Below are 23,509 nucleotides of genomic sequence, written 5' to 3'. Positions count from 1 at the left end.
TTTCCCCCTTCCTTGCGCAGCGTGGGAGACACAGAGTAGACGGCCACGGCGGGCAATCCGACGGCCGTCAGTAACCTGATGGAGATGTCACTGTAATGTCTCGGGATGACCGCGAACCTATCGGGCGCAAACGTAGTGCGTCACGACAAACTCCCCCTCGCAGGCAAGCGACTCGCCGTCGCAGGGATGATGACTACGACGACGATTATGAAGAAGAGTACGAAGAAGACTATGACGACGATGAGGATGACGAGGAAGAAGTCATGAGCAAGCGGCCGCGTAAGAAGCGCCGCTGGCTGGGGTTGCTGATCCGGCTATTCCTGATTTTCGTGGTGGTGATGTCGATTTATGGCGTTTACCTCGACGGGGAAATTCGCAGTCGTATCGACGGCAAAGTGTGGCAACTGCCGGCGGCGGTGTATGGCCGCATGGTCAACCTCGAACCGGGCATGGCCTACAGCAAGAAAGAGATGGTCAATTTGCTGGAAGGCATGCAATACCGCGAGGTCAGCCGCATTACCCGGCCGGGCGAATTCACGGTACAGGCCAACAGCATCGAAATCCAGCGTCGTCCTTTCGACTTTCCGGACGGCAAGGAAGGCCAAATCCACGCCAAAATGATCTTCAGCAGCGACCGGTTGTCGCAGATCCAGAACATGGATAATCAGCGCAATTTCGGTTTCTTCCGGCTCGACCCGAAACTGATCACCATGTTGCAGTCGCCGAACGGCGAACAGCGACTGTTTGTGCAGCGTTCAGGTTTTCCCGACCTGCTGGTGCAAACGCTGATCGCCACCGAAGACCGCCATTTCTACGAGCATGACGGCATCAGTTTCTACTCCATCGGCCGTGCGTTGATCGCCAACCTGACGGCGGGGCGGGCGGTGCAGGGCGGCAGTACGCTAACCCAGCAGCTGGTGAAAAACCTGTTCCTGACCAACGAACGCTCGTTATGGCGTAAAGCCAACGAAGCCTATATGGCGTTGATCATGGATTACCGCTACAGCAAGGATCGCATTCTGGAGCTGTATCTGAACGAGGTGTATCTCGGTCAGAGCGGCAACGATCAGATCCGCGGTTTTCCGCTGGCCAGCCTTTACTATTTCGGGCGGCCGGTAAACGAGCTGAGCCTCGACCAGCAGGCGATGCTGGTGGGGATGGTGAAAGGGGCGTCGCTCTATAACCCGTGGCGCAACCCGCAGGTGACGCTGGAGCGTCGTAACCTGGTGCTGAAACTGCTGCAGAACCAGCAGGTCATCGACGAAGATCTTTACAACATGCTGAGCGCCCGTCCGCTGGGGGTTCAGCCGAAAGGCGGGGTGATCAGCCCGCAGCCGGCGTTCATGCAGATGGTGCGCCAGGAACTGCAACAGCGGTTGGGCGACAAGGCGAACGATCTGTCCGGGGTGAAAATCTTCACTACGCTGGATCCGGTGTCGCAGGATGCGGCGGAAAAAGCGGTGGAAGACGGCATTCCGGCGCTGCGCGCGGCGCGCGGCGTCAAGGATCTGGAATCGGCGATGGTGATTGTCGATCGCTTTAGCGGCGAGATTCGGGCGATGGTGGGCGGTTCCGACGCGCAGTTCGCCGGTTTCAACCGCGCCATGCAGGCGCGCCGTTCGGTCGGTTCGCTGGCGAAACCGCCTACTTACCTGACGGCGCTCAGCATGCCGGATCGCTATCGCCTCAACACCATTCTGGCGGATGAGCCGATTTCGCTCAAACAGCCGAACGGTACGATTTGGGAACCGAAAAACTACGATCGCGAATTCCGCGGTCGGGTGATGCTGGTGGACGCGCTGGCGAACTCGCTCAACGTGCCGACGGTCAATCTGGGGATGGCGGTCGGTCTGGATCAGGTCAGCGATACATTGCAGAAGCTGGGGATCCCGCAGAACCAGATTCAGGCGGTGCCGGCGATGTTGCTCGGCGCCATCAGCCTGACGCCGATGGAAGTGGCGCAGGAATACCAGACTATCGCCAGCGGCGGTAACCGCGCGTCGCTCTCTGCGCTACGTTCGGTGATCGCCGAAGACGGCAAAGTGCTGTATCAGAGCTTCCCGCAGGCTGAACGGGCCGTGCCGTCACAGGCCGCCTACCTGACGCTGTACGGTATGCAACAGGTGGTGGAACGCGGCACCTCGCGTTCGCTGACGGTGAAATTCGGTAATTACCACCTGGCGGGGAAAACCGGTACCACCAACGACCTGCGCGACAGCTGGTTTGCCGGCGTCGACGGCAAGGAAGTGGTGATCACCTGGGTTGGCCGAGACAACAATGGCCCGGCGAAACTGACCGGCGCCAACGGCGCGCTGACTATTTATCGCCGCTATCTGGAAAACCAGACGCCGTTGCCGCTGATGCTGACGCCGCCGGAAGGCATTACCACCATGACGGTGGACGGCAGCGGCAACTTTATCTGTAACGGCAGCGCCGGTCGGGCATTGCCGGTGTGGACGGATAACCCGCAGGCGTTGTGCCAGGCCAGCCAGCAAGCGGTGCAGCAGCCGGCCAATTCGCCGAACGGTCAGCCACAACAAAATCAGCAGGAAGGCGGCAGCGTTCCCGACTGGATTAAGCAGATGTTCGGGCAGTAAACGCCTAACGACATGTCAATACCCACGCCCGGTTCGCCGGGCGTGCTTTTTTCCTTCCTTCCTTCCTTCCTTCCTTCCTTCCTTCCTTCCTTCCTTCCTTCCTTCCTTCCTTCCTTCCTTCCTTCCTTCCTTCCTTCCTTCCTTCCTTCCTCCCTCCCTCCGCTATTTTCCCGGCGCCCGTATTTCATGCGCCCGCGTCTAAATCGGTTGCGGATAGCCTCGGCTTACGCCTATCATTCAATCTTTATAAGAATCATTATCGTTTTCATATTCGCCCGCCGTGATAACTGGCGGACGAACCGAATACCTTCAACGCACGAACTTCATGATGCAAAAAGCTATGATGCCGCCGGAGATCACCTTCCGGCTGAACGAGGTCAGCTTTTCCGTGGCTGACCGGGTACTGCTGCATCCGCTGACACTGACTTTTCCCGCGGGAAAAGTCTGCGGCTTGCTCGGTCATAACGGGTCCGGCAAATCCACCCTGTTGAAAATGCTGGGACGCCATCAGGCGCCTTCCGGCGGTTCGGCGTGGCTGGCGGAAAAACCGCTGCTGGAGTGGGGCGGTAAGGCGTTTGCCCGCCAGGTCGCCTATCTGCCGCAGCAATTGCCCGCCGCCGACGGCATGACGGTGCGCGAACTGGTGGCGGTTGGTCGCTACCCGTGGCACGGCGCGCTGGGGCGTTTTGCACCGGCCGACCAGCAGAAAGTGGATGACGCCATTGAACTGGTGGGGCTGTCGCCCTTTGCCCACCGACTGGTGGACAGCCTGTCCGGCGGCGAGCGGCAACGCGCCTGGCTGGCGATGACCGTGGCGCAGGACAGCCGCTGTCTGCTGCTGGACGAACCGACGTCGGCGCTGGATATCGCCCATCAGGTAGAGGTACTGTCGCTGATCCGGCGGATGAGCCAGCAACGCGGTCTTACGGTGATTGCCGTGTTGCACGACATCAACATGGCGGCGCGTTACTGCGACGAACTGGTGGCGCTGCGTCAGGGGCGGGTAGTGGCGCAGGGAACGCCGCAGGCGCTGATGCAGGCGGAGGTGCTGCAGGCTATTTACGGCATCCCGATGGGGGTGTTGCCCCATCCGGTCGAAGGGACGCCGGTCAGTTTTGTGTGTTGAATGAGTGTCGTATGCTGAACAAGATGATGGGTAGCCCGAACAAACCGGATGCGCTCCGGCGCCGTCTGCTGGCGGCAATGCTGGTTGCCCCGTGGTTTTCTCCTTTTAGTACCCACGCTGCCGCGGTGGATAGCCAGCGCATCGTGGCGCTGGAATGGTTGCCGGTAGAATTATTGATGGCGCTGGGCGTCATGCCTATGGGCGTGGCGGATATCCACAACTACCGCCTGTGGGTGCAAGCGCCGGCGTTGCCGGCCAGCGTGGTGGATGTCGGCCTGCGCACCGAACCCAACCTCGAACTGCTGGCGCGGCTTAATCCTTCACTGCTGCTTTATTCGACGGGGTATGGCCCGGCGGCGGAACAGCTTGAGCGCATTGCGCCGTCACTGGGCTTTGCGTTTAGCGACGGTAACGGTAAGCCGTTGCAGGTCGCAAGACAGTCGCTGGCGACGCTGGCGGAACGTCTGGAGATGAATGCCGCCGCTGAACGTCATCTGACGGCGTTTGATCAGTTTATGGCGGAAGCCCGCGTCAGATTGCAGCCCTATACCCGCCGTCCGCTGTTGCTGTTTTCGGTGTTGGATGAGCGTCATGTGCTGGTGGTGGGAAAAAACAGCCTGTTTCAGGACGTGCTGGATCAGCTTGGCATTGAAAACGCCTGGCAGGGCAGTACCAATTTCTGGGGCAGTACGGTGATTGGCATGGAACAACTGGCGTCAGTCGGTCATGCCAATGCCATTTGCTTCGAACATGGCAACGATGGGTTGATGTCGCGGGTCAGCGCTAATCCTGTCTGGCAGTCGCTGCCGTTTGTTCGTGACCAGCGCTGGCAGCGTGCCGAGGCTGTCTGGCTGTATGGCGCCACCCTGTCGGCGATGCGTTTCTGCCGTCTGCTGGACGGGGCGATGGAGCGGCTGACATGACCGTGGAGAATGCCGTGAATATGCCAACGCGTGCGTCGAAGTCCGGTTTGCTGGCGGGGGTAGTGGCGGCGCTGTCGCTGCTGGCTATCCTGATGGCGTTCTATAATCTGCGTCAGCAGTTGCCGCTGGCGCTATGGCGGCAGGGCGCGCTGTCGCCCGATGTCGCCGATCTGCGTCAGTTGCTGTTCCATTACAGCCTGCTGCCGCGTCTGACGCTGGCGTTGCTGATCGGCGCCGGGCTGGGGCTGGTGGGCGTGCTGTTTCAGCAGGTATTGCGCAATCCGCTGGCCGAGCCGTCAACGCTCGGGGTGGCGAGCGGCGCGCAGTTGGGGCTGACGGCGGCGACGCTGTGGGCGTTGCCCGGCGGCTGGTTGGCGTCGCAACTGGCGGCGATGGCGGGCGCGTTGCTGGTGGGCGCGCTGGTGTTTGGCGTAGCCTGGGGCAAGCGCCTGTCGCCGGTCACGTTGATTCTGGCCGGGCTGGTGCTGAGTTTGTATTGCAGCGCCGTCACGCAACTGCTGGCGCTGTTTCACTACGAGCAGTTGACCAATCTGTTTCTGTGGAGCAGCGGTTCGCTCAATCAGCAAGACTGGCAGAGCGTAATGCGGGTGCTGCCGGCACTGGTCGTCGGTGTCGTGTTGACGCTATTGCTGGCGCGTCCGCTGACGTTGCTGGGGCTGGATGACGGCGTTGCCCGCAATCTGGGGCTGAGCCTGTCAGTAGCTCGCGTCGGCACATTATTGCTGGCGATTTTCCTCAGCGCGCAGTGGGTCAACGCCGCCGGTATCATCGGGTTTATCGGCCTGTTTGCGCCGCTGATGGCGAAAATGCTGGGCGCGCGCCGATTGGGGCAACGTCTGTGGCTGTCGCCGTTATTGGGCGCGTTGCTGCTGACACTGACCGATCAGATCTTACTGTGGCTGGCGGGCGTCTGGCGTGAGGTGCCGACCGGCGCCGCCACTGCGTTGATTGGCGCGCCATTGTTGTTGTGGCTGCTGCCGCGTTTGCGCTCTACCGCGCCGCCGGTGCTGCAGGACGGGCAGAAAGCGCTGACCGAACGCGCCAACTGGGGCGGATGGTGGTTGGCGGGGCTGGTTTTGCTGCTGGCGGTGGTAGCGGTGGCGCTGTCTCTGGGGCGCGAACCCGCCGGTTGGTACTGGGCGAGCGGCCAGGAGTTCTCGGCGCTGTTGCCCTGGCGTTGGCCGCGGGTGACGGCGGCGCTGACCGCGGGTGTGATGCTGGCGATGGCCGGTAGCCTGATTCAGCGTTTAACCGGTAACCCGATGGGCAGTCCGGAAGTGCTGGGGATCAGCGCCGGCGCGGCGTTTAGCGTGGTGGCGTTGCTGTTTCTGGTGACGGGCAACGTCACGGACTGGATGCTGCCGGCCGGTACGTTCGGGGCTGCGGTCACGCTGCTGCTGATCATGATGGTGGCCGGGCGCGGCGGTTTTTCGACGCAACGCATGCTGTTGGTAGGGATTGCGCTGGGCACCGCGTTTACCACGTTGATCAGCCTGTTGCTGGCCAGCGGCGATCCCCGCGGCGGAAGCCTGCTGACCTGGCTGTCCGGTTCGACCTATCAGGTGACCGGCACGCAGGCGATGACGTCTGCGGCGGTGGCGCTGCTGGCGTTGCTGGTGGTACCGCTGTGTCAGCGTTGGCTGCGCATGCTGCCGCTGGGTGTGACCACGACCCGGTCGTTGGGGGTAGCGGTGACGCCGGTGCGTTTGCTGATTCTGTTGCTGGCCGCGGTATTAACGGCGGTGGCGACCATGACGGTGGGGCCGATGAGTTTTGTCGGGCTGATGGCGCCGCACATGGCGCGCATGCTGGGGTTCAATCGCGTGATCCCGCAGTTGGCCTGCTCGGCGCTGGTCGGCGGTGGTTTAATGGTGCTGGCCGACTGGTGCGGCCGGATGCTGTTGTTCCCAAATCAGATTCCTGCCGGTTTACTGGCGACCTTCATTGGCGCGCCCTATTTTATCTGGCTGCTGCGCCGTCAGGCGCGGTAAAGCGGGAAGGAATAATAGCCGGTGGGGAAGGTCCCACCGGCACAGGGAGATAGCGTTTACAGGGAGATAGCGCTTACAGTTTGGCGAAGCTGCGACGGGCGGCGTCAACGGTGTGCTCAATATCCTGCTGACTGTGCGCCAGCGACATGAATCCCGCTTCGAACGCCGACGGCGCCAGATAGACGCCTTCTTCCAGCATCAGGTGGAAGAAACGTTTGAACCGTTCCACATCACACTTCACCACATCCTGATAGCAGGTCACCCGATCGGCATCGGTAAAGAAAATCCCGAACATCGCACCGACATGGTTCACCACCAGCGGGATCCGCTGCGTTTTCGCCGCCGCCAGCAGGCCGTCCGCCAGTTGAGTGGTCAGTTCGGTCAGTTTCTGGTGGACGCCGGGCTTGGCGACTTCGCTCAGGCAGGCGAAACCGGCGGCCATAGCAATCGGGTTGCCGGACAGCGTACCCGCCTGATACACCGGACCGGTCGGCGCCAGCGCTTCCATGACGTCGCGGCGGCCGCCAAACGCGCCCACCGGCATACCGCCGCCGATAATCTTGCCGAGGCAGGTGAGGTCAGGACGCACGCCGTAGTATGCCTGCGCGCCGCCCAGCGCCACGCGAAAGCCGGTCATCACTTCATCGATGATCAGCAGCGCGCCGAATTCATCGCACAGCGCACGCAGCCCCGGCAGGAAATCCGGCAGCGGCGGAATGCAGTTCATGTTGCCGGCCACCGGTTCGACGATAATCGCGGCGATGTCCTGCGGGTATTGTTCGAACGCGGCGCGCACCGAGGCCAGATCGTTGTAGGTGCAGGTCAGGGTATGGCGGGCGAAATCGGCCGGTACGCCGGGAGAATTGGGTTGCCCCAGCGTCAGCGCGCCGGAACCTGCTTTCACCAGCAGGCAGTCGGCGTGGCCGTGATAGCAGCCCTCGAATTTGATGATTTTGTCGCGGCCGGTGAACCCGCGCGCCAGCCGGATGGCACTCATGGTGGCTTCGGTGCCGGAGTTAACCATGCGCACCATCTCCATGCCCGGCACCAGCGACGTGACCAGCCGCGCCATATTGACTTCCATTTCGGTGGGCGCGCCAAAACTCAGGCCGCGCTCAGCCGCCTCGATCACCGCCTGACGAATGGCGGGATGGTTGTGGCCCAGAATCATCGGCCCCCAGGAGCCGACATAATCGATATAAGATTTGCCATCCGCGTCGTAGAGTCTGGCGCCTTGCGCACGTTCGATGAACAGCGGCACGCCGCCTACGCCGTTAAATGCGCGCACCGGCGAGTTGACTCCCCCGGGAATCAGTTGACGGGCGGCGGCATACAGACTTTCAGATTTATTCATTGCGGCTTCCTGATTGGATTTGCATAGCGAGTGGCGTCCATTCTAATGATCTGACCCACGTTATGAAATCGTCAGACACATTTTAGGCCGCAGTGGCCGGGATTCAGGCTGGGCAAGGCGGCGGATACGGGACTAGAATGGTCGCCTTGTCCGTCATGCTAACCCTGATATTGCTGTCATGCCTTCTTCCTTTTCTTTACCGGCTGCGGTACGCAGCGCCGCTATCCGACAACTCGTTCGCCGCGATAAAACACCGGTGTATATCCTGATGATGGCTGCCCTGACCGGCACGCTGGTTGGTTTGGTCGGCGTGGGATTCAATCAGGCGGTCAATGTGGTGCAACATTGGCGGCTGACTTCGCTGTCGGCCTTGTCGGCGAGCGATTGGGTGTGGCCGCTGAGTATCCTGATATCAGCCTTGCTGGCGGCGATCGGCTACTGGTTGGTACGGCGGTTCGCGCCGGAGGCGGGTGGTTCCGGCATTCCGGAAATCGAAGGCGCGCTGGAAGATTTGCGGCCGGTGCGCTGGTGGCGGGTGTTACCGGTGAAATTCTTCGGCGGTATGGGAACGCTGGGCGCAGGCATGGTGCTGGGGCGGGAAGGGCCGACGGTGCAACTGGGCGGCAATATCGGCGGCATGGTGGCCGATCTGTTCCCAGGGCGGAAAACGGAAATGCGCCATTCGCTGCTGGCGACCGGCGCAGCGGCGGGATTATCGGCAGCCTTTAATGCACCGCTGGCCGGGATTCTGTTCATCATTGAGGAGATGCGCCCGCAGTTTCGTTACAGCCTGATTTCCATCAAGGCGGTGTTTATCGGCGTGATCATGGCCAGTGTGGTTTATCGCTTGCTGGAGGGCGATCAGGCGGTGATCGATGTCGGCCGGCTGCCGTCCGCGCCGGTCGGTACGCTGTGGCTGTATTTGCTGCTGGGTATTTTATTCGGCGCGGTGGGGGTCTTATTCAATGCGCTGGTGCTGGGGGCGCAGGCGCGTTTCCTGCGGTTCCACAGCCATTCAATGCCGCGTTTTCTGCTGGTCGGGCTGGCGGCCGGCGGTGTATCCGGGCTGATGACGCTGGCGTTCAGCGACGCGACCGGCGGCGGTTTTGCGCTGATCCCGATTGCGGCGGCGGAACACTATGGCGTGGGGATGTTGCTGACGATTTTCCTGGCGCGGGTGGGCATGACGTTGCTCTGCTTCTGCTCAGGCGCGCCGGGCGGCATCTTTGCACCGATGCTGTCGCTGGGCACGTTGCTGGGCGCGGCGTTCGGCATGGTGTGCGCGCATGTGTTTCCGGCCTGGGAGTTGGGGGCAGGTACGTTTGCCGTAGCGGGCATGGGGGCGCTGTTCGCCGCGTCTGTCCGCGCGCCGTTGACCGGCATCGTACTGGTGCTGGAGATGACCGATAACTACCAACTGATTTTGCCCATGATCATCACCTGCCTCGGCGCTACGCTGGTGGCGCAGTTTCTCGGCGGCAAGCCGCTTTATTCCTGTATTCTGGCGCGCACGTTGGCACGTCAGGCGCAGCAGGAAGCCTCCGTCGTCGCGCCGAACGTCGGTATCAAATCTTGAACGTTGCCGGGTGCTGTTGGATAATAAAACGATAACGAGGGCTGTTGAATACCGCCCGGTATTGAATTGGGAGTAAAAAAATGAGCGATGATGTAGCACTGCCCCTGCAGTTTACGGATGCGGCGGCTAACAAGGTGAAACTCCTGATTGCTGATGAAGATAATCCGGAACTGAAACTTCGGGTTTACATCACTGGCGGCGGCTGTAGCGGCTTCCAGTACGGTTTTACCTTTGACGATCAGGTTAACGACGGTGATATGACCATTGAAAAGCAAGGGGTATCCCTGGTGGTCGACCCGATGAGCCTGCAATATCTGATCGGCGGTTCGGTGGATTACACCGAAGGGCTGGAAGGCTCCCGCTTTGTGGTGACCAACCCGAACGCGAAAACCACCTGCGGCTGCGGTTCCTCTTTCAGCATCTGACGGCATTTGGCGTTAAGAAAAACCCGTGGCCTGACCGGCGCACGGGTTTTTTTATGCGTAGCCGACAGCGCGTCAGCGCCGCCATGCGGCGAATTGCCGGCACAGTTGCTCTGCGGCGAGCATCAACCGCGGGCCGGTGCGGCTAAACCAGTCTTCGTTGACTGCGATCACCTCGGGGTTCAGTTGCGGTCGCCAGAATGCCGTAACCTGCTCCGCCGCGCCGGGCGGCCCGCTGATGACGATGACCTGCGGCTGACGCCGGATAACCTGCTCGCGGCTCACCTGCGGCCAGGGCATTGGGCTGTCGGCGAATACGTTGTCGCCGCCGCACAGGCTGACCACCTGGCTTTGCAGCGTCGCGCGCGATGAGGTAAATAGCGGCTGACTGCCGAATTGCAGGAACACCCGCACCGGCGTGCTCTGCCCGTACTGCTGCGCCAGCGTCTGTTGCTGCTGGCGGAATCGCTGCGCCGCTTCCCGCGCCTGTTCCGGATGCGGGCTGTACTGCGCCAGCATCTCCAACTGGCGCGGAATGTCGTCGAGCGTGGCCGGATCGAGGTACAGGATGCGGATGCCGAATGACGCCAGTTGCTCCAGCGGCCGCTGAGCGTTGCCCTCTCGCCAGGCCAGTACCAGATCCGGTTTCAGCGCCAGAATACGTTCCAGATTGATGCCCTGCCAGTTGGCGACCTGCTCGATGCGCCCGGCTTCGGGCGGATAGTTGGACCAGGCGCTGACGCCCACCAGCCGCTCGCCCATCCCGGCGGCAAACGCCATTTCGGTGGCGTGCGGCGCCAGACTGACGACGCGCTGCGCCACCGGCTCCGCCCGACAGGGGACGAGCCACAGCAGCGCCAGACAGCACAGAGCGTGAAAATACCAGGGCTTCAAAAAGCGTCTCCCGTTAAGCTACCGGGGCCGTGACCCCGGTTTGGGATGGATTAGCGCTGTTGCGCCAGTGACTGCAGCATGGTTTCCACCATGCGGGTGGATTGTTTGGCGGCGGTCGCCAGGAATTCGTCAAAGCTGAGGTGCGATTCCTGATCCGCCACGTCGGAAATGGCGCGCACGACCACAAACGGTACGCTAAACTGATGGCAGACGTGGCCGATGGCGGTGGCCTCCATTTCCACAGCGATCGCCTGCGGGAAGGTCTGACGGATACGCGCCAGCGGCTCTTTACCGTTGATAAAGGCGTCGCCGCTCACCACCAGCCCGCGAACGGCGTTCAACTGCAACTGGCCGATGGCGCCCTGCGCCAGCGCGATCAGTTTTTCATCGGCGGTAAACGCGGCCGGGCAACCCGCCATCTGGCCGGGTTCGTAGCCAAATGCGGTAACATCGGCGTCGTGGTAGCGCACTTCGTCGGACACCACGATATCGCCCACCTTGAGTGAGGACGCCAGACCGCCGGCGGAACCGGTATTGATCACCACGTCCGGCTGGCAGTGTTCCAGCAGCAGCGTGGTGCCCAGCGCGGCCGATACTTTGCCGATGCCGGATTTCAGCAGCGCGATCTCCACGCCGTGCAACTGGCCGCTGTAGATCTCGCAGCCCGCGCGCTGGAAGGTCTGGCGGTTCTGGATCTGTTCTCTCAACAGCGTCACTTCTTGTTCCATTGCGCCAATAATGCCAACTTTCATAGGGTTCCCCACCGATTTGTCCGAAATAACAAAAATATGCCGTCTGGCAGATTGCTGACAAACACCTTAATTAATGACACCGTTTATCCCGCATGAAATCATTCACTGATTCAGACAGATATCCCCGTCCGCCAAACCACCCGGCTGTTTGTCAACAGTTTCTAGTCTATCACGGCTTAGGCCGTGCAGCGATTGTGCCCCCGCCGGGGACGTGCTATGACTGAGTTGGCGCCCCGTCTGTTGGCATCAACGCCCGCGGTACGACGTTCAGGCGCGGGGCACCGCCTAATCAGGGCATTACATGGAGAGCAGTATGTCTGATATCGATTTTTCGAAGAAAATCAGTTTTCAGCGGCCTTTCAGTAAACCGAAAGACAAAAAAGATGCCTACGCCATCGAGAGGGAGTTCGAAAGCGACCGCGGGCGTATCATCAATTCCGCCGCCATCCGTCGGCTACAGCAAAAAACCCAGGTTTTCCCGTTGGAGCGCAACGCCGCCGTACGTTCCCGTCTGACGCACTCGATGGAGGTGCAGCAGGTCGGGCGCTATATCGCCAAGGAAATCCTCGGGCAACTGCGCAAAAACGGGCAATTGGGCGCGCTGGGGCTGGCAACGCTGGAAACGCCGTTTGAAAGTCTGATCGAAATGGCCTGCCTGATGCATGACATCGGCAATCCGCCGTTCGGGCATTTCGGCGAGGCGGCGATCAATAATTGGTTCAGCCAGCGGCTGGCGCCGGAAGGTAAACCGCCGGGCGCCAGCGAGGATCCCTGTCAGGTGGCCTGCCTGCGGCTGGATGACGAGGGAGACGCGGAACTGAATGCGCTGCGTAGCCGTATCCGCCATGATCTGAGCAATTTCGAAGGCAATGCCCAGGCGATCCGCTTAGTGCATTCGCTGCTCAAGCTTAATCTGACCTATGCCCAGGTCGGCTGCATTTTGAAATACACCAAACCCGCCTATTGGGCGCAGCCCATCCCGCCCGATTACAGCTACCTGATGAAAAAAGCCGGGTTTTACCTGTCGGAAGAGGCGTTTGTCCGGCAACTGCGCAGCGAGCTGGGGATGGGCGAGTTTCACCGTCATCCGCTGACCTACATTATGGAAGCGGCGGATGATATCTCCTATTGCATCGCCGATCTGGAAGATGCGGTGGAGAAGAAGATCGTGACTTACCAGCAACTGTACGAGCGGCTGGAGGACGCCTGGGGAGCGCGGGCGGAGAAGGACGTGTTCAGCCGTACTATCGAACGGGCGTACACCGAACGGCAGCATATGCAAGGGCGTAGCGAGAGTGACCAGTTTTTCATGAAACTGCGCGTGAACACGGTCAACACGATGGTGGGATACGTGACGCGGCGTTTTATTGAGCACTTGCCGGCGATTTATGACGGTAGCTTTAACCGTTCGTTGCTGGAAGAGGACAAGGACGACTACGGGCGGTTATTAAAGATCTTTAAAGATGTCGCCAGAAAGTTCGTTTTTAATCACCACGAAGTTGAACAACTGGAACTGCAGGGCGATCGCATCATCAGCGGCCTGCTGGAGATCTACAGTCCGTTGCTGAACATGCCGTACCGCGATTTTTGCCAGTTGGTGAATGACGATACCCACAAGCGCTATCCGATCGAAACCCGGTTGTACCACAAGCTTTCCAGTAAGCATTGCCACGCCTACCGCGAGGCGACTTGCGCCTTGTCGGCATTAGCCGACGCCGAACAGGAGGTGTGGGAATATTACTACCGCGCCCGGCTGATTCTCGATTACATCAGCGGGATGACCGACTTATACGCCTACGATGAATACCGTCGGCTGATGGCGGTGGATTGAGAGCGGTTGACGAGAGGGAATGTTTTGTAAATACGGTCAATATTTCCTTACTCTTCACCATCTTGCACAGAGCGTGCGCTGCTGCGCATAGTGATTTCATTCCACCTGACCGCTGAAGGTAGCCGTCAGAGTTTGCACGTTGACTGAATGTGAGACATATCGCTATGAAAAGAAAATCGTTGATGCTGAGCGCGCTGGCATTAAGTCTGGCGATGGCCGTGGGGACGCTGCCGGGTACCGCCGCCGCCGCAGAATCGGTGTCTGCGTCCGGCGCGCAGTTGCCGAGCCTGGCGCCGATGCTGGAAAAGGTGATGCCGTCGGTGGTCAATATTTCTGTTGAAGGACATACCACCGCCAGCCGCGGCGCCAGCGCACCGCCGCAAATGCAGCCTTTCTTCGGCGAAAACTCGCCCTTCTGTCAGGAAGGCTCGCCTTTCCAGTCTTCGCCGATGTGTCAGGGCGAAGGAGACGATGACGAGAGCGATGGGGACGGCGCGCCGCAGCAGGCATTCCAGGCGCTGGGCGCCGGGGTGGTTATCAATGCGGCCAAAGGGTATGTGGTGACCAACAACCACGTAGTGGAAAACGCCGACAAGATTCAGGTTCGCCTCAGTGACGGCCGCAAGTTCGACGCCAAGGTCATCGGTAAGGATCCACGCTCGGATGTGGCGCTGATCCAATTGAAGGATTTCCGTAACCTGACCGAAATTAAGATGGCGGACTCCGATCAACTCCGCGTGGGGGATTACGCGGTGGCGATCGGCAACCCTTATGGGCTGGGGGAAACCGCTACCTCCGGGATTATCTCCGCGCTGGGTCGCAGCGGGTTGAATATTGAAAACTATGAAGACTTTATCCAGACCGACGCCGCCATCAACCGCGGTAACTCCGGCGGCGCGCTGGTCAACCTGAATGGCGAACTGATTGGCCTGAATACCGCGATCCTCGCGCCGGGCGGCGGCAACATCGGCATTGGTTTCGCCATTCCCAGTAATATCGTGAAAAACCTGGTCAGCCAGATTGTCGAATACGGTGAGGTCAAACGCGGCGAACTGGGGATTTTGGGCACTGAGCTGAATTCCGATATCGCTAAAGCCATGAAAGTGGATGCCCAGCGCGGGGCGTTCGTTAGCCAGGTGCAGCCGGATTCCGCCGCCGCCAGAGCCGGTATCAAGGCCGGCGATGTGATTGTGTCGATGAACGGCAAGCCTATCAGTAGCTTCTCTGCCCTGCGTGCCCAGATTGGGTCGCTGCCGGTGGGCAGCAAACTGGCGCTGGGGCTGATTCGTGAAGGGAAACCGGTGACGGTGGAGGTGACCCTGCAACAGAGCACGCAATCGCAGGTGTCGTCCGGCAACCTGAATTCCGCGATCGAAGGGGCTGAGTTGAGCAATACCCAGATCAACGGTCAGAAGGGCATCAAGGTTGATAAGGTGAAACCGGATTCCGCGGCGGCGAAAATCGGCCTGAAGCCTGATGACGTCATCCTCGGCGTGAACCAGCAGCCGGTAGAAAATATTGGCGAGCTGCGCAAAATCATCGACAGTAAACCTCCGGTGCTGGCGCTGAGCATTCGACGCGGCAACAGCGATCTCTACCTGTTGATTCAATAACCTGACTATGGGCATGACCGGGCGCTTCGACATCCGGCCATGCCATTTCCCGCCTGTTTTGTGAGTTCTTCCACAGATTCTGTGTGATTCCCCGGTTTTTGTTCATTTGCACAATGTATGACGCGATACCCGGCGTTATGCTGGTGCGGTTGTCTCTATCCCTTGAGGTTGAAATGGCGTCATACCACCTGAATAACAAACTGGCACAGGAGATCGTCGCGCGCACCATGAAAATCATTGATAGTAATATCAATGTGATGGACGCGCGTGGGCGGATTATCGGCAGCGGCGATCGGGAGCGTATTGGGGAATTGCATGAAGGCGCGCTGCTGGTGCTGTCGCAGGGACGGGTGGTGGATATTGATGACGCGGTGGCGCGGCATCTGCACGGCGTCCGGCCGGGCATCAACCTGCCGCTGAAAATCGACGGCGAAATCGTCGGCGTGATTGGCCTGACCGGTAACCCTGGTCAGTTGCGCCAGTACGGCGAACTGGTGTGCATGACGGCCGAGATGATGCTGGAGCAGGCGCGACTGCTGCATATGCTGGCGCAGGACAGCCGTCTGCGGGAAGAACTGGTGCTGAACCTGATCCGTACCGATGATCTGTCGCCGGCGCTGATGGAATGGGCGCAGCGCCTCGGCATTGACCTCAATCAGCCGCGTGTGGCGGCGGTAGTGGAGGTCGATAGCGGTCAGCTAGGGGTGGACAGCGCGATGGCCGAATTACAGCAATTGCAGACGTTGCTGACCACGCCGGAGCGCAACAATCTGATTGCGATTGTCTCGCTGACGGAGATGGTGGTGCTGAAACCAGCGCTGAACAACCACGGCCGCTGGGATGCGGAAGAGCATCGTCGCCGCGTCGACACGCTGTTGTCGCGTATGGAAGAGAGCAGCCGGTTACGGGTGCGGGTGGCGCTGGGCAACTATTTCACCGGTCCCGGCAGTATCGCGCGTTCCTATCGTACCGCCCGAACCACCATGAGCGTCGGCAAACAGCGAATGCCGGCGCAGCGCAGTTACTTCTATCAGGATCTGATGCTGCCGGTGCTGCTCGATAGTCTGCGCGGCGGCTGGCAGGCCAACGAACTGGTGCGTCCGCTGGCCAGGCTGAAGGCGATGGACAGCAATGGCCTGTTGCGCCGTACCCTTAACGCCTGGTTTCGCAACAATGTGCAGCCGGGAGCGACCGCCAAGGCGCTGTTTGTACATCGCAATACGCTGGAATACCGGTTAAACCGTATATCCGAACTGACCGGACTGGATCTGGGCAACTTTGACGATCGGCTGTTGCTGTATGTCGCGCTGCAACTGGATGAAGAGCAGTAATGCTCGTGTCGATGACGACGAGAAGCGGCGGGCGGTTGGCCTGCCGCTTACCTTAGATTCAAATGCACTGTTAAGCCGCCAATAATATAACCCGAGAGCATAAATTATCTCGAAACAGTATTTTTTCCCTCCCGCCTTATCCACTATTGTCCCTTCCATAGATAAAACCGGATACAGTTGCGTCGTTTAGCCGCTGTTCCGGTTGCATGATGACAGGCCGCCGGACTCTGGGGCTCTTTTGAACGCTCGCGCAGGCAACGGGCAGACTTTGAGGGGAGTAATAATAATGTCAATGCGTCGTTTGGGATGGTCGCTGGCTACTGCCGCGTTGTTATTTTCGGGTATGGCTTCGGCTGCCACGGAACTGCTGAATGTGTCTTACGATCCAACCCGCGAATTTTACCAGCAATATAACGCGGCGTTTATCAAACACTGGAAAGAAACCACCGGCGAAACGATTTCCGTCAAAAACTCCCACGGCGGTTCAGGCAAGCAGGCTCGCTCCGTGATCGACGGGCTGCAGGCGGATGTTGTGACGCTGGCGCTGGCGGGCGATATCGATGCGCTCAACCTCAATCAGCCGCTGATCGACCCTAAATGGCAGGCGCGTCTGCCGGACAACAGCACGCCTTATACCTCCACCATTGTATTTCTGGTACGCAAAGGCAACCCGAAACATATCAAGGATTGGGACGACCTGATTAAACCTGACGTGCAGGTCATCACGCCGAACCCGAAAACCTCCGGCGGCGCCCGCTGGAACTTCCTGGCGGCCTGGGCTTATGCCAAGCATCTGCCGGGCGGAACCGATGAAAGCGCGCAGAAATTCGTGACCGAACTCTACAAGCATGCGCCAGTGCTGGACACCGGCGCGCGTGGCGCAACCATCAGCTTTGTCCAGCGTCAACTGGGCGATGTGCTGATTGCCTGGGAAAACGAGGCGTATCTGTCGCTGAAAGAGCAGGGCGGCGACCAACTGGAAATCGTCACGCCGTCTCTGTCCATTCTGGCGGAGCCGCCGGTAGCGGTGGTCGACAAAGTGGTTGAGCGCAAGGGGACGCGTAAACAGGCGGAAGCTTATCTGAACTACCTCTACAGCGACGAAGGGCAGCGTATCATCGCACAAAACTTCTATCGCCCGCGCAACGCCAAAATCGCTGAGGAATTTAAGTCTCAGTTTGCGCCGGTGAAACTGGTGACGATCGATGAAGAGTTCGGCGGCTGGAAAAGCGCGCAGCCTAAATTCTTCGATGATGGCGGGGTGTTCGACGCTATCTTCAAACAGATTAATAAATAAGTTGTATTCTGAGCGTTAAAACCGCCCCCATCGGGGCGGTTTTGCCACGTTGGTTGTCTGAGTCGGCAATCCGTGTTTCATCATTGAAAGGCTTGTTATGTCGCGACGTATTTCACCGGTCATTCCCGGTTTTGGTCTGACTCTGGGCTTTAGCCTTAGCTATCTGGGGCTGCTTGTCCTGATCCCGCTGGCGGCCATGTTTCTGTACGCCAGTCAGTTGACGCTGACCCAGTTCTGGGAACTGATCACCAGTCGCCAGGTGCTGTTTTCCCTGCAATTATCCTTTGGTTCCGCGCTGACGGCGGCATTCATCAACGGCGTTCTGGGGACGTTGCTGGCCTGGGTGCTGGTGCGTTATACCTTTCCCGGCAGGAAGATTATCGATGCGATGATCGATATGCCGTTTGCCTTGCCTACCGCCGTGGCGGGGATTGCGCTAACGTCGCTGTATGCGCCGAATGGGCTGATCGGCTCGCTGTTTCCTTTTCGTATCGCCTACACGGGGATTGGCATCACGCTGGCGCTGATTTTCGTCACGCTACCGTTTGTGGTGCGCACGCTGCAGCCGGTGTTGGCCGATATTCCCAAAGAAGTGGAAGAGGCTTCCGCCTGTCTGGGCGCCAACCCGTGGCAGACCTTCCGCCATGTCCTGCTGCCGGCGATTCTGCCCGCCTGGCTTACCGGTTTCGCGCTGGCATTCGCTCGCGGCGTGGGGGAGTATGGCTCGGTGGTGTTTATTGCCGGCAACATTCCGTTCAAGACGGAAATCCTGCCGCTGCTGATTGTTTCCAAACTGGACCAGTACGATTACAAGGGCGCGACCGGTATCGGCGTGTTCATGCTGGTTGTCTCTTTCATCATGCTGTTGCTGATTAACCTGCTGCAACGGCGCATTCAACCGAAATTATAAAGGATGAGCATGGATCACAGTATTTCTACGCCTGTGACGGTGCGTCCGTCCTCCGTCAGGCGCCCTGTTACCTTTTATGTGCTCACCACGCTGGCGTGGGCGGTGTTTTTACTGATTCTGGTATTGCCGCTGATCATGGTGGTAACCCAGGGATTGCATAACGGTATCGGCGCGTTCTGGAATGCGATCACCGAACCGGATGCGGTGTCCGCGCTCAAGCTGACGCTGCTGGCGACGGTCATTTCAGTGCCGCTGAATATGGTGTTCGGGCTAGCGATTTCCTGGAGCGTCACCAAGTTCGAATTCCGCGGCAAATCGCTGCTGCTGGCACTGCTGGACCTGCCGTTTTCCGTGTCGCCGGTGGTAACCGGCCTGATGTATGTGCTGCTGTTTGGCGCCCAGAGCAAGCTGTATCCGTTCCTGACCGAACATAATCTGGAAATCGTCTATGCGGTGCCCGGCATCGTGCTGGCGACCATGTTTGTCACCCTGCCGTATGTGGCGCGCGAGCTGATTCCGCTGATGGAGCAACAGGGCAGTCAGGAAGAGGAGGCGGCCAGACTGCTGGGCGCGAACGGCTGGCAGATGTTCTGGCACATCACATTGCCGAATGTGAAATGGGCGCTGATTTACGGCGTAGTGCTGTGTACCGCCCGCGCGATGGGCGAGTTTGGCGCCGTGTCGGTGGTGTCCGGCCATATTCGCGGCCTGACCAATACCTTGCCGCTGCATATCGAGATTCTTTACAACGAATACAACATCGTCGCTGCGTTCAGCGTGGCGATTCTGCTGCTGGTGATGTCGCTGGTGGTGCTGTTGCTGCGCCAGTGGAGCGAAGCGCATTTGTCGAAACAACAAGAGAAACAACAGGAGCTGACCGGTAATGAGCATTGAGGTTCACAACGTTAACAAACAGTTTGGTCAGTTCCGGGCCCTCAATCAGATCAATTTATCGATCCAGAGCGGCGAACTGGTGGCGCTGCTGGGGCCGTCCGGTTGCGGCAAAACCACGCTGTTGCGCATTATCGCCGGCCTGGAAACGCCGGACAGCGGCAGCATTGTGTTCCACGGCGAAGATGTGTCGGGACACGATGTGCGCGATCGTCATGTCGGCTTTGTTTTCCAGCACTATGCGCTGTTCCGGCATATGACGGTGTTCGATAACGTGGCGTTTGGGCTGCGCATGAAACCGAAAGCGATACGGCCGTCAAAGCGGGATATCGAAAGCAAGGTGCGCGAACTGCTGAATATGGTGCAACTGGAATGGCTGGCGGATCGCTACCCGGAGCAGTTATCCGGCGGTCAGCGCCAGCGTATCGCCCTGGCGCGGGCGTTGATTGTGGAGCCGCGTATTTTATTGCTGGACGAGCCGTTCGGCGCGCTGGACGCCAAGGTGCGTAAAGAGCTGCGCCGCTGGCTGTCGCGTCTGCATGAAGAAATTAACCTGACATCGGTGTTTGTCACCCATGATCAGGAAGAAGCGATGGAGGTGGCGGACCGCATCGTGTTGATGAACAAGGGCGTCATCGAGCAGATTGGCACGCCTGATGAGGTGTATAACCGCCCGGCCACCGAGTTTGTCTATAACTTCCTGGGTGACAGCAACCGATTGAAACTGGCTGGTCATGATCAGACGATTCAGTTCCGTCCGCACGAGGTGGCGTTGTCGAAGCAGACGCAGGCTGACTTCCAGCCGGTGGTGGTCAAGGATATCCGTCCTCTAGGCGCGCTGACGCGGCTGGTGCTGAAGGTTGACGGCAACAATGAATTGATTGAAGCGGAAGTGGCGCATGATGACGAGGTGCTGGCCGGGTTGCACCGCGGCGATGTCGTACAGTTCAAGCCAAAACGCTATAACCACGACTGGGAAATCTGACCATAAAAAAACGCCCGTAAGGGCGTTTTTTTCAAGAGCATACGGAGATTAACGGTAGTCTTCGTTAGAAACCACGGAGTAACGGCCGCTGCCCACCAGCATAATCACCAGACTGCACAGGAAGTAGAACGCTTCCCCTTCCAGCCCCCATGCGCCCACATTGGTGATGGTGAATAATTTGCCCATGGTGACCAGCAATGTCGCGACCAGCAGGTTAAACGCCACCACGGCCGCAGAGATACGGGTCAATACGCCCAAAACAATCAGGATGGGGGCGAGTACTTCGCCGATGTAGGCGCCGTAGGCGATAAAGCCGGGCAGACCTTGCTGCGCCAGCATGCCGGCGATCCAACCCACGCCATTTTCGATTTTGGCGACGCCGTGAAACAGCAGCAGAATACCGACGGTCAAACGCAGCAACAGTTTGCCGCCGTCCGGATGGTCGGTTAAACCGGTAAAGAATTTATTGGCTTTAGCTATCATCGTCTTACCCTTATAAGAATGCGTTTTATTACGATGCTAGTGTCGTCTTTTGGCGACGGAATAAAAAACCAATACATTTGACGTTCCTTATCAAAAATTTTGCGTGATGCGTGGCGAATTTTTGAACATCGGTGAGGGCGGATACGGCCTGGCGGGTGTTTGAACGCGGGTGGCGATAAAGCGTGCTATTCGTAGCGAGAGGACAATCTGAAGGTGATTGGAACAGAAATTAAAAGAAAACGATGCGAGAAATCAGGAGTTACCCTGCGCGGTAGCGCACACGGTTTTCATGATTCTTGAGGAAGCGACCGGACTGGTCGAGGTAATTGGTGGGTCGTGCAGGATTCGAACCTGCGACCAATTGATTAAAAGTCAACTGCTCTACCGACTGAGCTAACGACCCGCAGAAGTGGTGGGTGATGACGGGATCGAACCGCCGACCCCCTCCTTGTAAGGGAGGTGCTCTCCCAGCTGAGCTAATCACCCACTTCTGTACTTCATTGTCATAAGAAGACCGCTGGTATGAGAATGGTGGGTGATGACGGGATCGAACCGCCGACCCCCTCCTTGTAAGGGAGGTGCTCTCCCAGCTGAGCTAATCACCCAATCTCAATTCTTCTTACTTTACACAGCGCGGCACTCTAAAGAGTGGTGGGTGATGACGGGATCGAACCGCCGACCCCCTCCTTGTAAGGGAGGTGCTCTCCCAGCTGAGCTAATCACCCCCGCTGTGTGGAGTCGCATTATAGGGATACTTGAATATGAGTCAACGCTTTTTAAAACGAAAATAGTCGTTCGTTGTAAAATTAGTCGATATGCCGTATTTATGGGCGTTATCGTTGAATCCCTGCGCATTTTACCGGAGTTAGCCTTGGGGCGACGTGGTTATAGCGTTGAGGAATCGGGGTGGAGTGATAGAATATTGCCCACTTTAAGCAGGCTGTGTCGCGCGCTGACAGCGCTCACCCTTGATGGCGGGGCACAGTCCGGAATCCTGGTTGGTGTTGACCGACCGTTGCTGTCTAATGAAGGCCGTAATCCCAATGAAAATCAAAACCCGCTTTGCGCCCAGCCCGACTGGTTATCTTCACGTTGGCGGTGCCCGTACCGCACTGTATTCCTGGTTGTTTGCCCGTCATCACGGCGGCGAGTTTGTTCTGCGTATTGAAGATACCGATCTGGAGCGTTCGACCAAAGAGGCGATTGACGCCATTATGGATGGCATGAACTGGTTGAATCTGGACTGGGATGAAGGCCCGTACTATCAGACCAAACGTTTTGACCGCTATAACGCGGTTATCGACCAGATGCTGGAAAATGGCACGGCGTATAAATGCTATTGTTCCAAAGAACGTCTGGAAGCCCTACGTGAGCAACAGATGGCTGACGGCGATAAGCCGCGTTATGACGGCCGTTGCCGCGACTCCCACGAACATCACGCGGATGATGAACCGCATGTGGTGCGTTTCCGTAACCCGCAAGACGGTTCGGTTGTCTTTGATGATCGCATTCGTGGTCCTATCGAATTCAGCAACCTTGAACTGGATGACCTGATCATCCGTCGTACCGACGGCTCGCCGACCTATAACTTCTGTGTGGTGATCGATGACTGGGATATGGGCATCACCCACGTTATTCGCGGTGAAGACCATATCAACAACACGCCGCGGCAGATCAATATTCTTAAAGCGCTGGGCGCGCCGGTGCCGGAATACGCGCACGTTTCCATGATCCTGGGCGATGACGGCAAGAAACTGTCCAAGCGCCACGGCGCGGTGGGGGTGATGCAGTATCGCGACGACGGCTACCTGCCGGAAGCGCTGCTCAACTATCTGGTGCGTCTGGGCTGGGCTCACGGCGATCAGGAAATCTTCTCTATTGATGAGATGAAACAGCTGTTCTCGCTGGATGCCGTCAGCAAATCCGCCAGTGCGTTCAATACTGAGAAGCTGCAGTGGCTGAACCACCACTATATTAATCACCTGCCGCCGGAATATGTGGCGACCCATTTGTCCTGGCATATCGAACAGGCGGGCATCGATACCCGTACCGGTCCGCAACTGAGCGAACTGGTGACGTTGCTGGGTGAACGTTGCAAGACGCTGAAGGAAATCGCCGAGTCCTGCCGTTACTTCTATGAAGAGTTCGCCGAGTTTGACGCCGATGCGGCGAAGAAACACCTACGTCCGGTAGCGCGTCAACCGCTGGAACTGGTGCGCGACAAGCTGGCGGCCATCACCGACTGGACGCCGGAAAATATCCACCATGCCATTCAGGGCACGGCTGACGAGCTGCAGCAAGGAATGGGGAAAGTCGGGATGCCGTTGCGCGTGGCGGTAACCGGCGCCGGCCAGTCTCCGGGCGTTGATGTAACGGTGCATGCCATTGGTCAGTCGCGTACGCTGACGCGCATCGAGCGGGCGCTGGCGTTTATCAGCGAGCGTGAAGCCCAGCAATAATCGCTTCGAACGATGCTGTTGTTAACGAAAACCCTGGCTTGCCAGGGTTTTTG

Annotated in this window: 18 protein-coding genes and 4 tRNA genes; 14 read left to right on the top strand and 8 right to left on the bottom strand. The window is 58.8% G+C overall.

Annotated features, from left to right (window positions below; genetic code table 11):
• Positions 1–95: 95 nt before the first annotated feature.
• From mrcB to fhuB, 4 genes are all read left to right on the top strand, one after another.
• The gene (mrcB, locus tag CVE23_RS16765; protein WP_038919912.1) at positions 96–2,597 is read left to right on the top strand and encodes a bifunctional glycosyl transferase/transpeptidase; all 2,502 of its coding nucleotides are present in this window, start codon (positions 96–98) and stop codon (positions 2,595–2,597) included.
• Between the two features lie 328 nt (positions 2,598–2,925).
• Positions 2,926–3,723, top strand: coding sequence for a Fe3+-hydroxamate ABC transporter ATP-binding protein FhuC (gene fhuC / locus CVE23_RS16755; protein WP_038669366.1), 798 nt, complete (start codon positions 2,926–2,928; stop codon positions 3,721–3,723).
• 11 nt (positions 3,724–3,734) lie between these two features.
• Positions 3,735–4,646, top strand: a complete 912-nt coding sequence (gene fhuD, locus CVE23_RS16750) for a Fe(3+)-hydroxamate ABC transporter substrate-binding protein FhuD (RefSeq protein ID WP_100849993.1) — start codon at positions 3,735–3,737, stop codon at positions 4,644–4,646.
• Positions 4,643–6,658: a Fe(3+)-hydroxamate ABC transporter permease FhuB gene (fhuB, locus tag CVE23_RS16745; protein WP_100849992.1), complete on the top strand. Its 2,016-nt coding sequence runs from the start codon at positions 4,643–4,645 to the stop codon at positions 6,656–6,658. Before fhuD ends, fhuB begins: the two co-directional genes overlap by 4 nt.
• A gap of 73 nt (positions 6,659–6,731) precedes the next feature.
• On the opposite strand, the gene hemL is transcribed toward fhuB, so the two are convergent.
• A complete protein-coding gene (hemL, locus tag CVE23_RS16740) occupies positions 6,732–8,012 on the bottom strand; it encodes a glutamate-1-semialdehyde 2,1-aminomutase (RefSeq protein WP_100849991.1) in 1,281 nt (426 codons plus the stop codon).
• Positions 8,013–8,190: 178 nt separating this feature from the next.
• Between hemL and clcA the strand changes: the two genes are divergently transcribed.
• Both clcA and erpA read left to right on the top strand, forming a co-directional pair.
• Positions 8,191–9,588, top strand: a complete 1,398-nt coding sequence (clcA, locus tag CVE23_RS16735; RefSeq protein ID WP_049853584.1) for a H(+)/Cl(-) exchange transporter ClcA — start codon at positions 8,191–8,193, stop codon at positions 9,586–9,588.
• Between the two features lie 80 nt (positions 9,589–9,668).
• Entirely contained in the window at positions 9,669–10,013 is a 345-nt protein-coding gene (gene erpA / locus CVE23_RS16730) for an iron-sulfur cluster insertion protein ErpA (RefSeq protein WP_038666648.1), read from the top strand.
• A 72-nt stretch (positions 10,014–10,085) separates the two neighbouring features.
• Here the strand turns inward: erpA and btuF are convergent, their stop codons facing one another.
• Both btuF and mtnN read right to left on the bottom strand, forming a co-directional pair.
• Complete coding sequence (btuF, locus tag CVE23_RS16725; RefSeq protein ID WP_038919908.1) at positions 10,086–10,904, bottom strand: vitamin B12 ABC transporter substrate-binding protein BtuF; 819 nt, start codon at positions 10,902–10,904, stop codon at positions 10,086–10,088.
• 50 nt (positions 10,905–10,954) lie between these two features.
• The gene (gene mtnN, locus CVE23_RS16720) at positions 10,955–11,656 is read right to left on the bottom strand and encodes a 5'-methylthioadenosine/S-adenosylhomocysteine nucleosidase (protein WP_100849990.1); all 702 of its coding nucleotides are present in this window, start codon (positions 11,654–11,656) and stop codon (positions 10,955–10,957) included.
• A gap of 313 nt (positions 11,657–11,969) precedes the next feature.
• Here mtnN and dgt point away from each other — a divergent pair, with 313 nt between their 5' ends.
• The 7 genes from dgt (at position 11,970) to CVE23_RS16685 (ending at position 20,514) form a co-directional block, all read left to right on the top strand.
• Positions 11,970–13,487, top strand: a complete 1,518-nt coding sequence (gene dgt / locus CVE23_RS16715) for a dGTPase (protein ID WP_100849989.1) — start codon at positions 11,970–11,972, stop codon at positions 13,485–13,487.
• 164 nt (positions 13,488–13,651) lie between these two features.
• Positions 13,652–15,100, top strand: a complete 1,449-nt coding sequence (degP, locus tag CVE23_RS16710; RefSeq protein ID WP_049853581.1) for a serine endoprotease DegP — start codon at positions 13,652–13,654, stop codon at positions 15,098–15,100.
• 173 nt (positions 15,101–15,273) lie between these two features.
• Positions 15,274–16,431 (top strand): CdaR family transcriptional regulator, encoded by a 1,158-nt coding sequence (locus tag CVE23_RS16705; protein ID WP_038666661.1) that lies wholly within the window; start codon positions 15,274–15,276, stop codon positions 16,429–16,431.
• A gap of 286 nt (positions 16,432–16,717) precedes the next feature.
• The gene (locus tag CVE23_RS16700) at positions 16,718–17,728 is read left to right on the top strand and encodes a sulfate ABC transporter substrate-binding protein (protein ID WP_038919904.1); all 1,011 of its coding nucleotides are present in this window, start codon (positions 16,718–16,720) and stop codon (positions 17,726–17,728) included.
• A gap of 97 nt (positions 17,729–17,825) precedes the next feature.
• Positions 17,826–18,638: a sulfate ABC transporter permease subunit CysT gene (gene cysT / locus CVE23_RS16695; RefSeq protein WP_038919903.1), complete on the top strand. Its 813-nt coding sequence runs from the start codon at positions 17,826–17,828 to the stop codon at positions 18,636–18,638.
• 9 nt (positions 18,639–18,647) lie between these two features.
• Complete coding sequence (gene cysW / locus CVE23_RS16690) at positions 18,648–19,532, top strand: sulfate ABC transporter permease subunit CysW (protein WP_049853579.1); 885 nt, start codon at positions 18,648–18,650, stop codon at positions 19,530–19,532.
• Positions 19,522–20,514, top strand: coding sequence for a sulfate/molybdate ABC transporter ATP-binding protein (locus CVE23_RS16685; RefSeq protein ID WP_038919901.1), 993 nt, complete (start codon positions 19,522–19,524; stop codon positions 20,512–20,514). Before cysW ends, CVE23_RS16685 begins: the two co-directional genes overlap by 11 nt.
• Before the next feature lie 48 nt (positions 20,515–20,562).
• On the opposite strand, the gene CVE23_RS16680 is transcribed toward CVE23_RS16685, so the two are convergent.
• From CVE23_RS16680 to CVE23_RS16660, 5 genes are all read right to left on the bottom strand, one after another.
• Positions 20,563–20,997, bottom strand: coding sequence for a DoxX family protein (locus CVE23_RS16680; protein WP_100849988.1), 435 nt, complete (start codon positions 20,995–20,997; stop codon positions 20,563–20,565).
• 327 nt (positions 20,998–21,324) lie between these two features.
• Positions 21,325–21,400 (bottom strand) — tRNA-Lys (locus tag CVE23_RS16675).
• Between the two features lie 7 nt (positions 21,401–21,407).
• Positions 21,408–21,483 (bottom strand) — tRNA-Val (locus CVE23_RS16670).
• A gap of 43 nt (positions 21,484–21,526) precedes the next feature.
• Positions 21,527–21,602: transfer RNA gene (locus CVE23_RS16665), tRNA-Val, on the bottom strand.
• A gap of 44 nt (positions 21,603–21,646) precedes the next feature.
• Positions 21,647–21,722 (bottom strand) — tRNA-Val (locus CVE23_RS16660).
• Between the two features lie 318 nt (positions 21,723–22,040).
• On the opposite strand from CVE23_RS16660, the gene gltX reads away from it, so the two are divergent.
• Positions 22,041–23,456, top strand: a complete 1,416-nt coding sequence (gene gltX, locus CVE23_RS16655) for a glutamate--tRNA ligase (protein WP_038919899.1) — start codon at positions 22,041–22,043, stop codon at positions 23,454–23,456.
• Positions 23,457–23,509: the final 53 nt, after the last annotated feature.

It is taken from the genome of Dickeya fangzhongdai, from assembly GCF_002812485.1.
GTDB classification, from domain to species: Bacteria; Pseudomonadota; Gammaproteobacteria; order Enterobacterales; family Enterobacteriaceae; genus Dickeya; species Dickeya fangzhongdai.
The sequence above is the reverse complement of the archived record's forward strand: the minus strand, read 5'-3'. Positions and strand labels throughout refer to the sequence as shown.

Coding starts and splice junctions, on each gene's coding strand:
- mrcB (WP_038919912.1), top strand. CDS start 96: ATGTCTCGGGATGACCGCGAACCTATCGGGCGCAAACGTAGTGCGTCA.
- fhuC (WP_038669366.1), top strand. CDS start 2,926: ATGCAAAAAGCTATGATGCCGCCGGAGATCACCTTCCGGCTGAACGAG.
- fhuD (WP_100849993.1), top strand. CDS start 3,735: ATGCTGAACAAGATGATGGGTAGCCCGAACAAACCGGATGCGCTCCGG.
- fhuB (WP_100849992.1), top strand. CDS start 4,643: ATGACCGTGGAGAATGCCGTGAATATGCCAACGCGTGCGTCGAAGTCC.
- hemL (WP_100849991.1), bottom strand. CDS start 8,012: ATGAATAAATCTGAAAGTCTGTATGCCGCCGCCCGTCAACTGATTCCC.
- clcA (WP_049853584.1), top strand. CDS start 8,191: ATGCCTTCTTCCTTTTCTTTACCGGCTGCGGTACGCAGCGCCGCTATC.
- erpA (WP_038666648.1), top strand. CDS start 9,669: ATGAGCGATGATGTAGCACTGCCCCTGCAGTTTACGGATGCGGCGGCT.
- mtnN (WP_100849990.1), bottom strand. CDS start 11,656: ATGAAAGTTGGCATTATTGGCGCAATGGAACAAGAAGTGACGCTGTTG.
- dgt (WP_100849989.1), top strand. CDS start 11,970: ATGTCTGATATCGATTTTTCGAAGAAAATCAGTTTTCAGCGGCCTTTC.
- degP (WP_049853581.1), top strand. CDS start 13,652: ATGAAAAGAAAATCGTTGATGCTGAGCGCGCTGGCATTAAGTCTGGCG.
- CVE23_RS16705 (WP_038666661.1), top strand. CDS start 15,274: ATGGCGTCATACCACCTGAATAACAAACTGGCACAGGAGATCGTCGCG.
- CVE23_RS16700 (WP_038919904.1), top strand. CDS start 16,718: ATGTCAATGCGTCGTTTGGGATGGTCGCTGGCTACTGCCGCGTTGTTA.
- cysT (WP_038919903.1), top strand. CDS start 17,826: ATGTCGCGACGTATTTCACCGGTCATTCCCGGTTTTGGTCTGACTCTG.
- cysW (WP_049853579.1), top strand. CDS start 18,648: ATGGATCACAGTATTTCTACGCCTGTGACGGTGCGTCCGTCCTCCGTC.
- CVE23_RS16685 (WP_038919901.1), top strand. CDS start 19,522: ATGAGCATTGAGGTTCACAACGTTAACAAACAGTTTGGTCAGTTCCGG.
- CVE23_RS16680 (WP_100849988.1), bottom strand. CDS start 20,997: ATGATAGCTAAAGCCAATAAATTCTTTACCGGTTTAACCGACCATCCG.
- gltX (WP_038919899.1), top strand. CDS start 22,041: ATGAAAATCAAAACCCGCTTTGCGCCCAGCCCGACTGGTTATCTTCAC.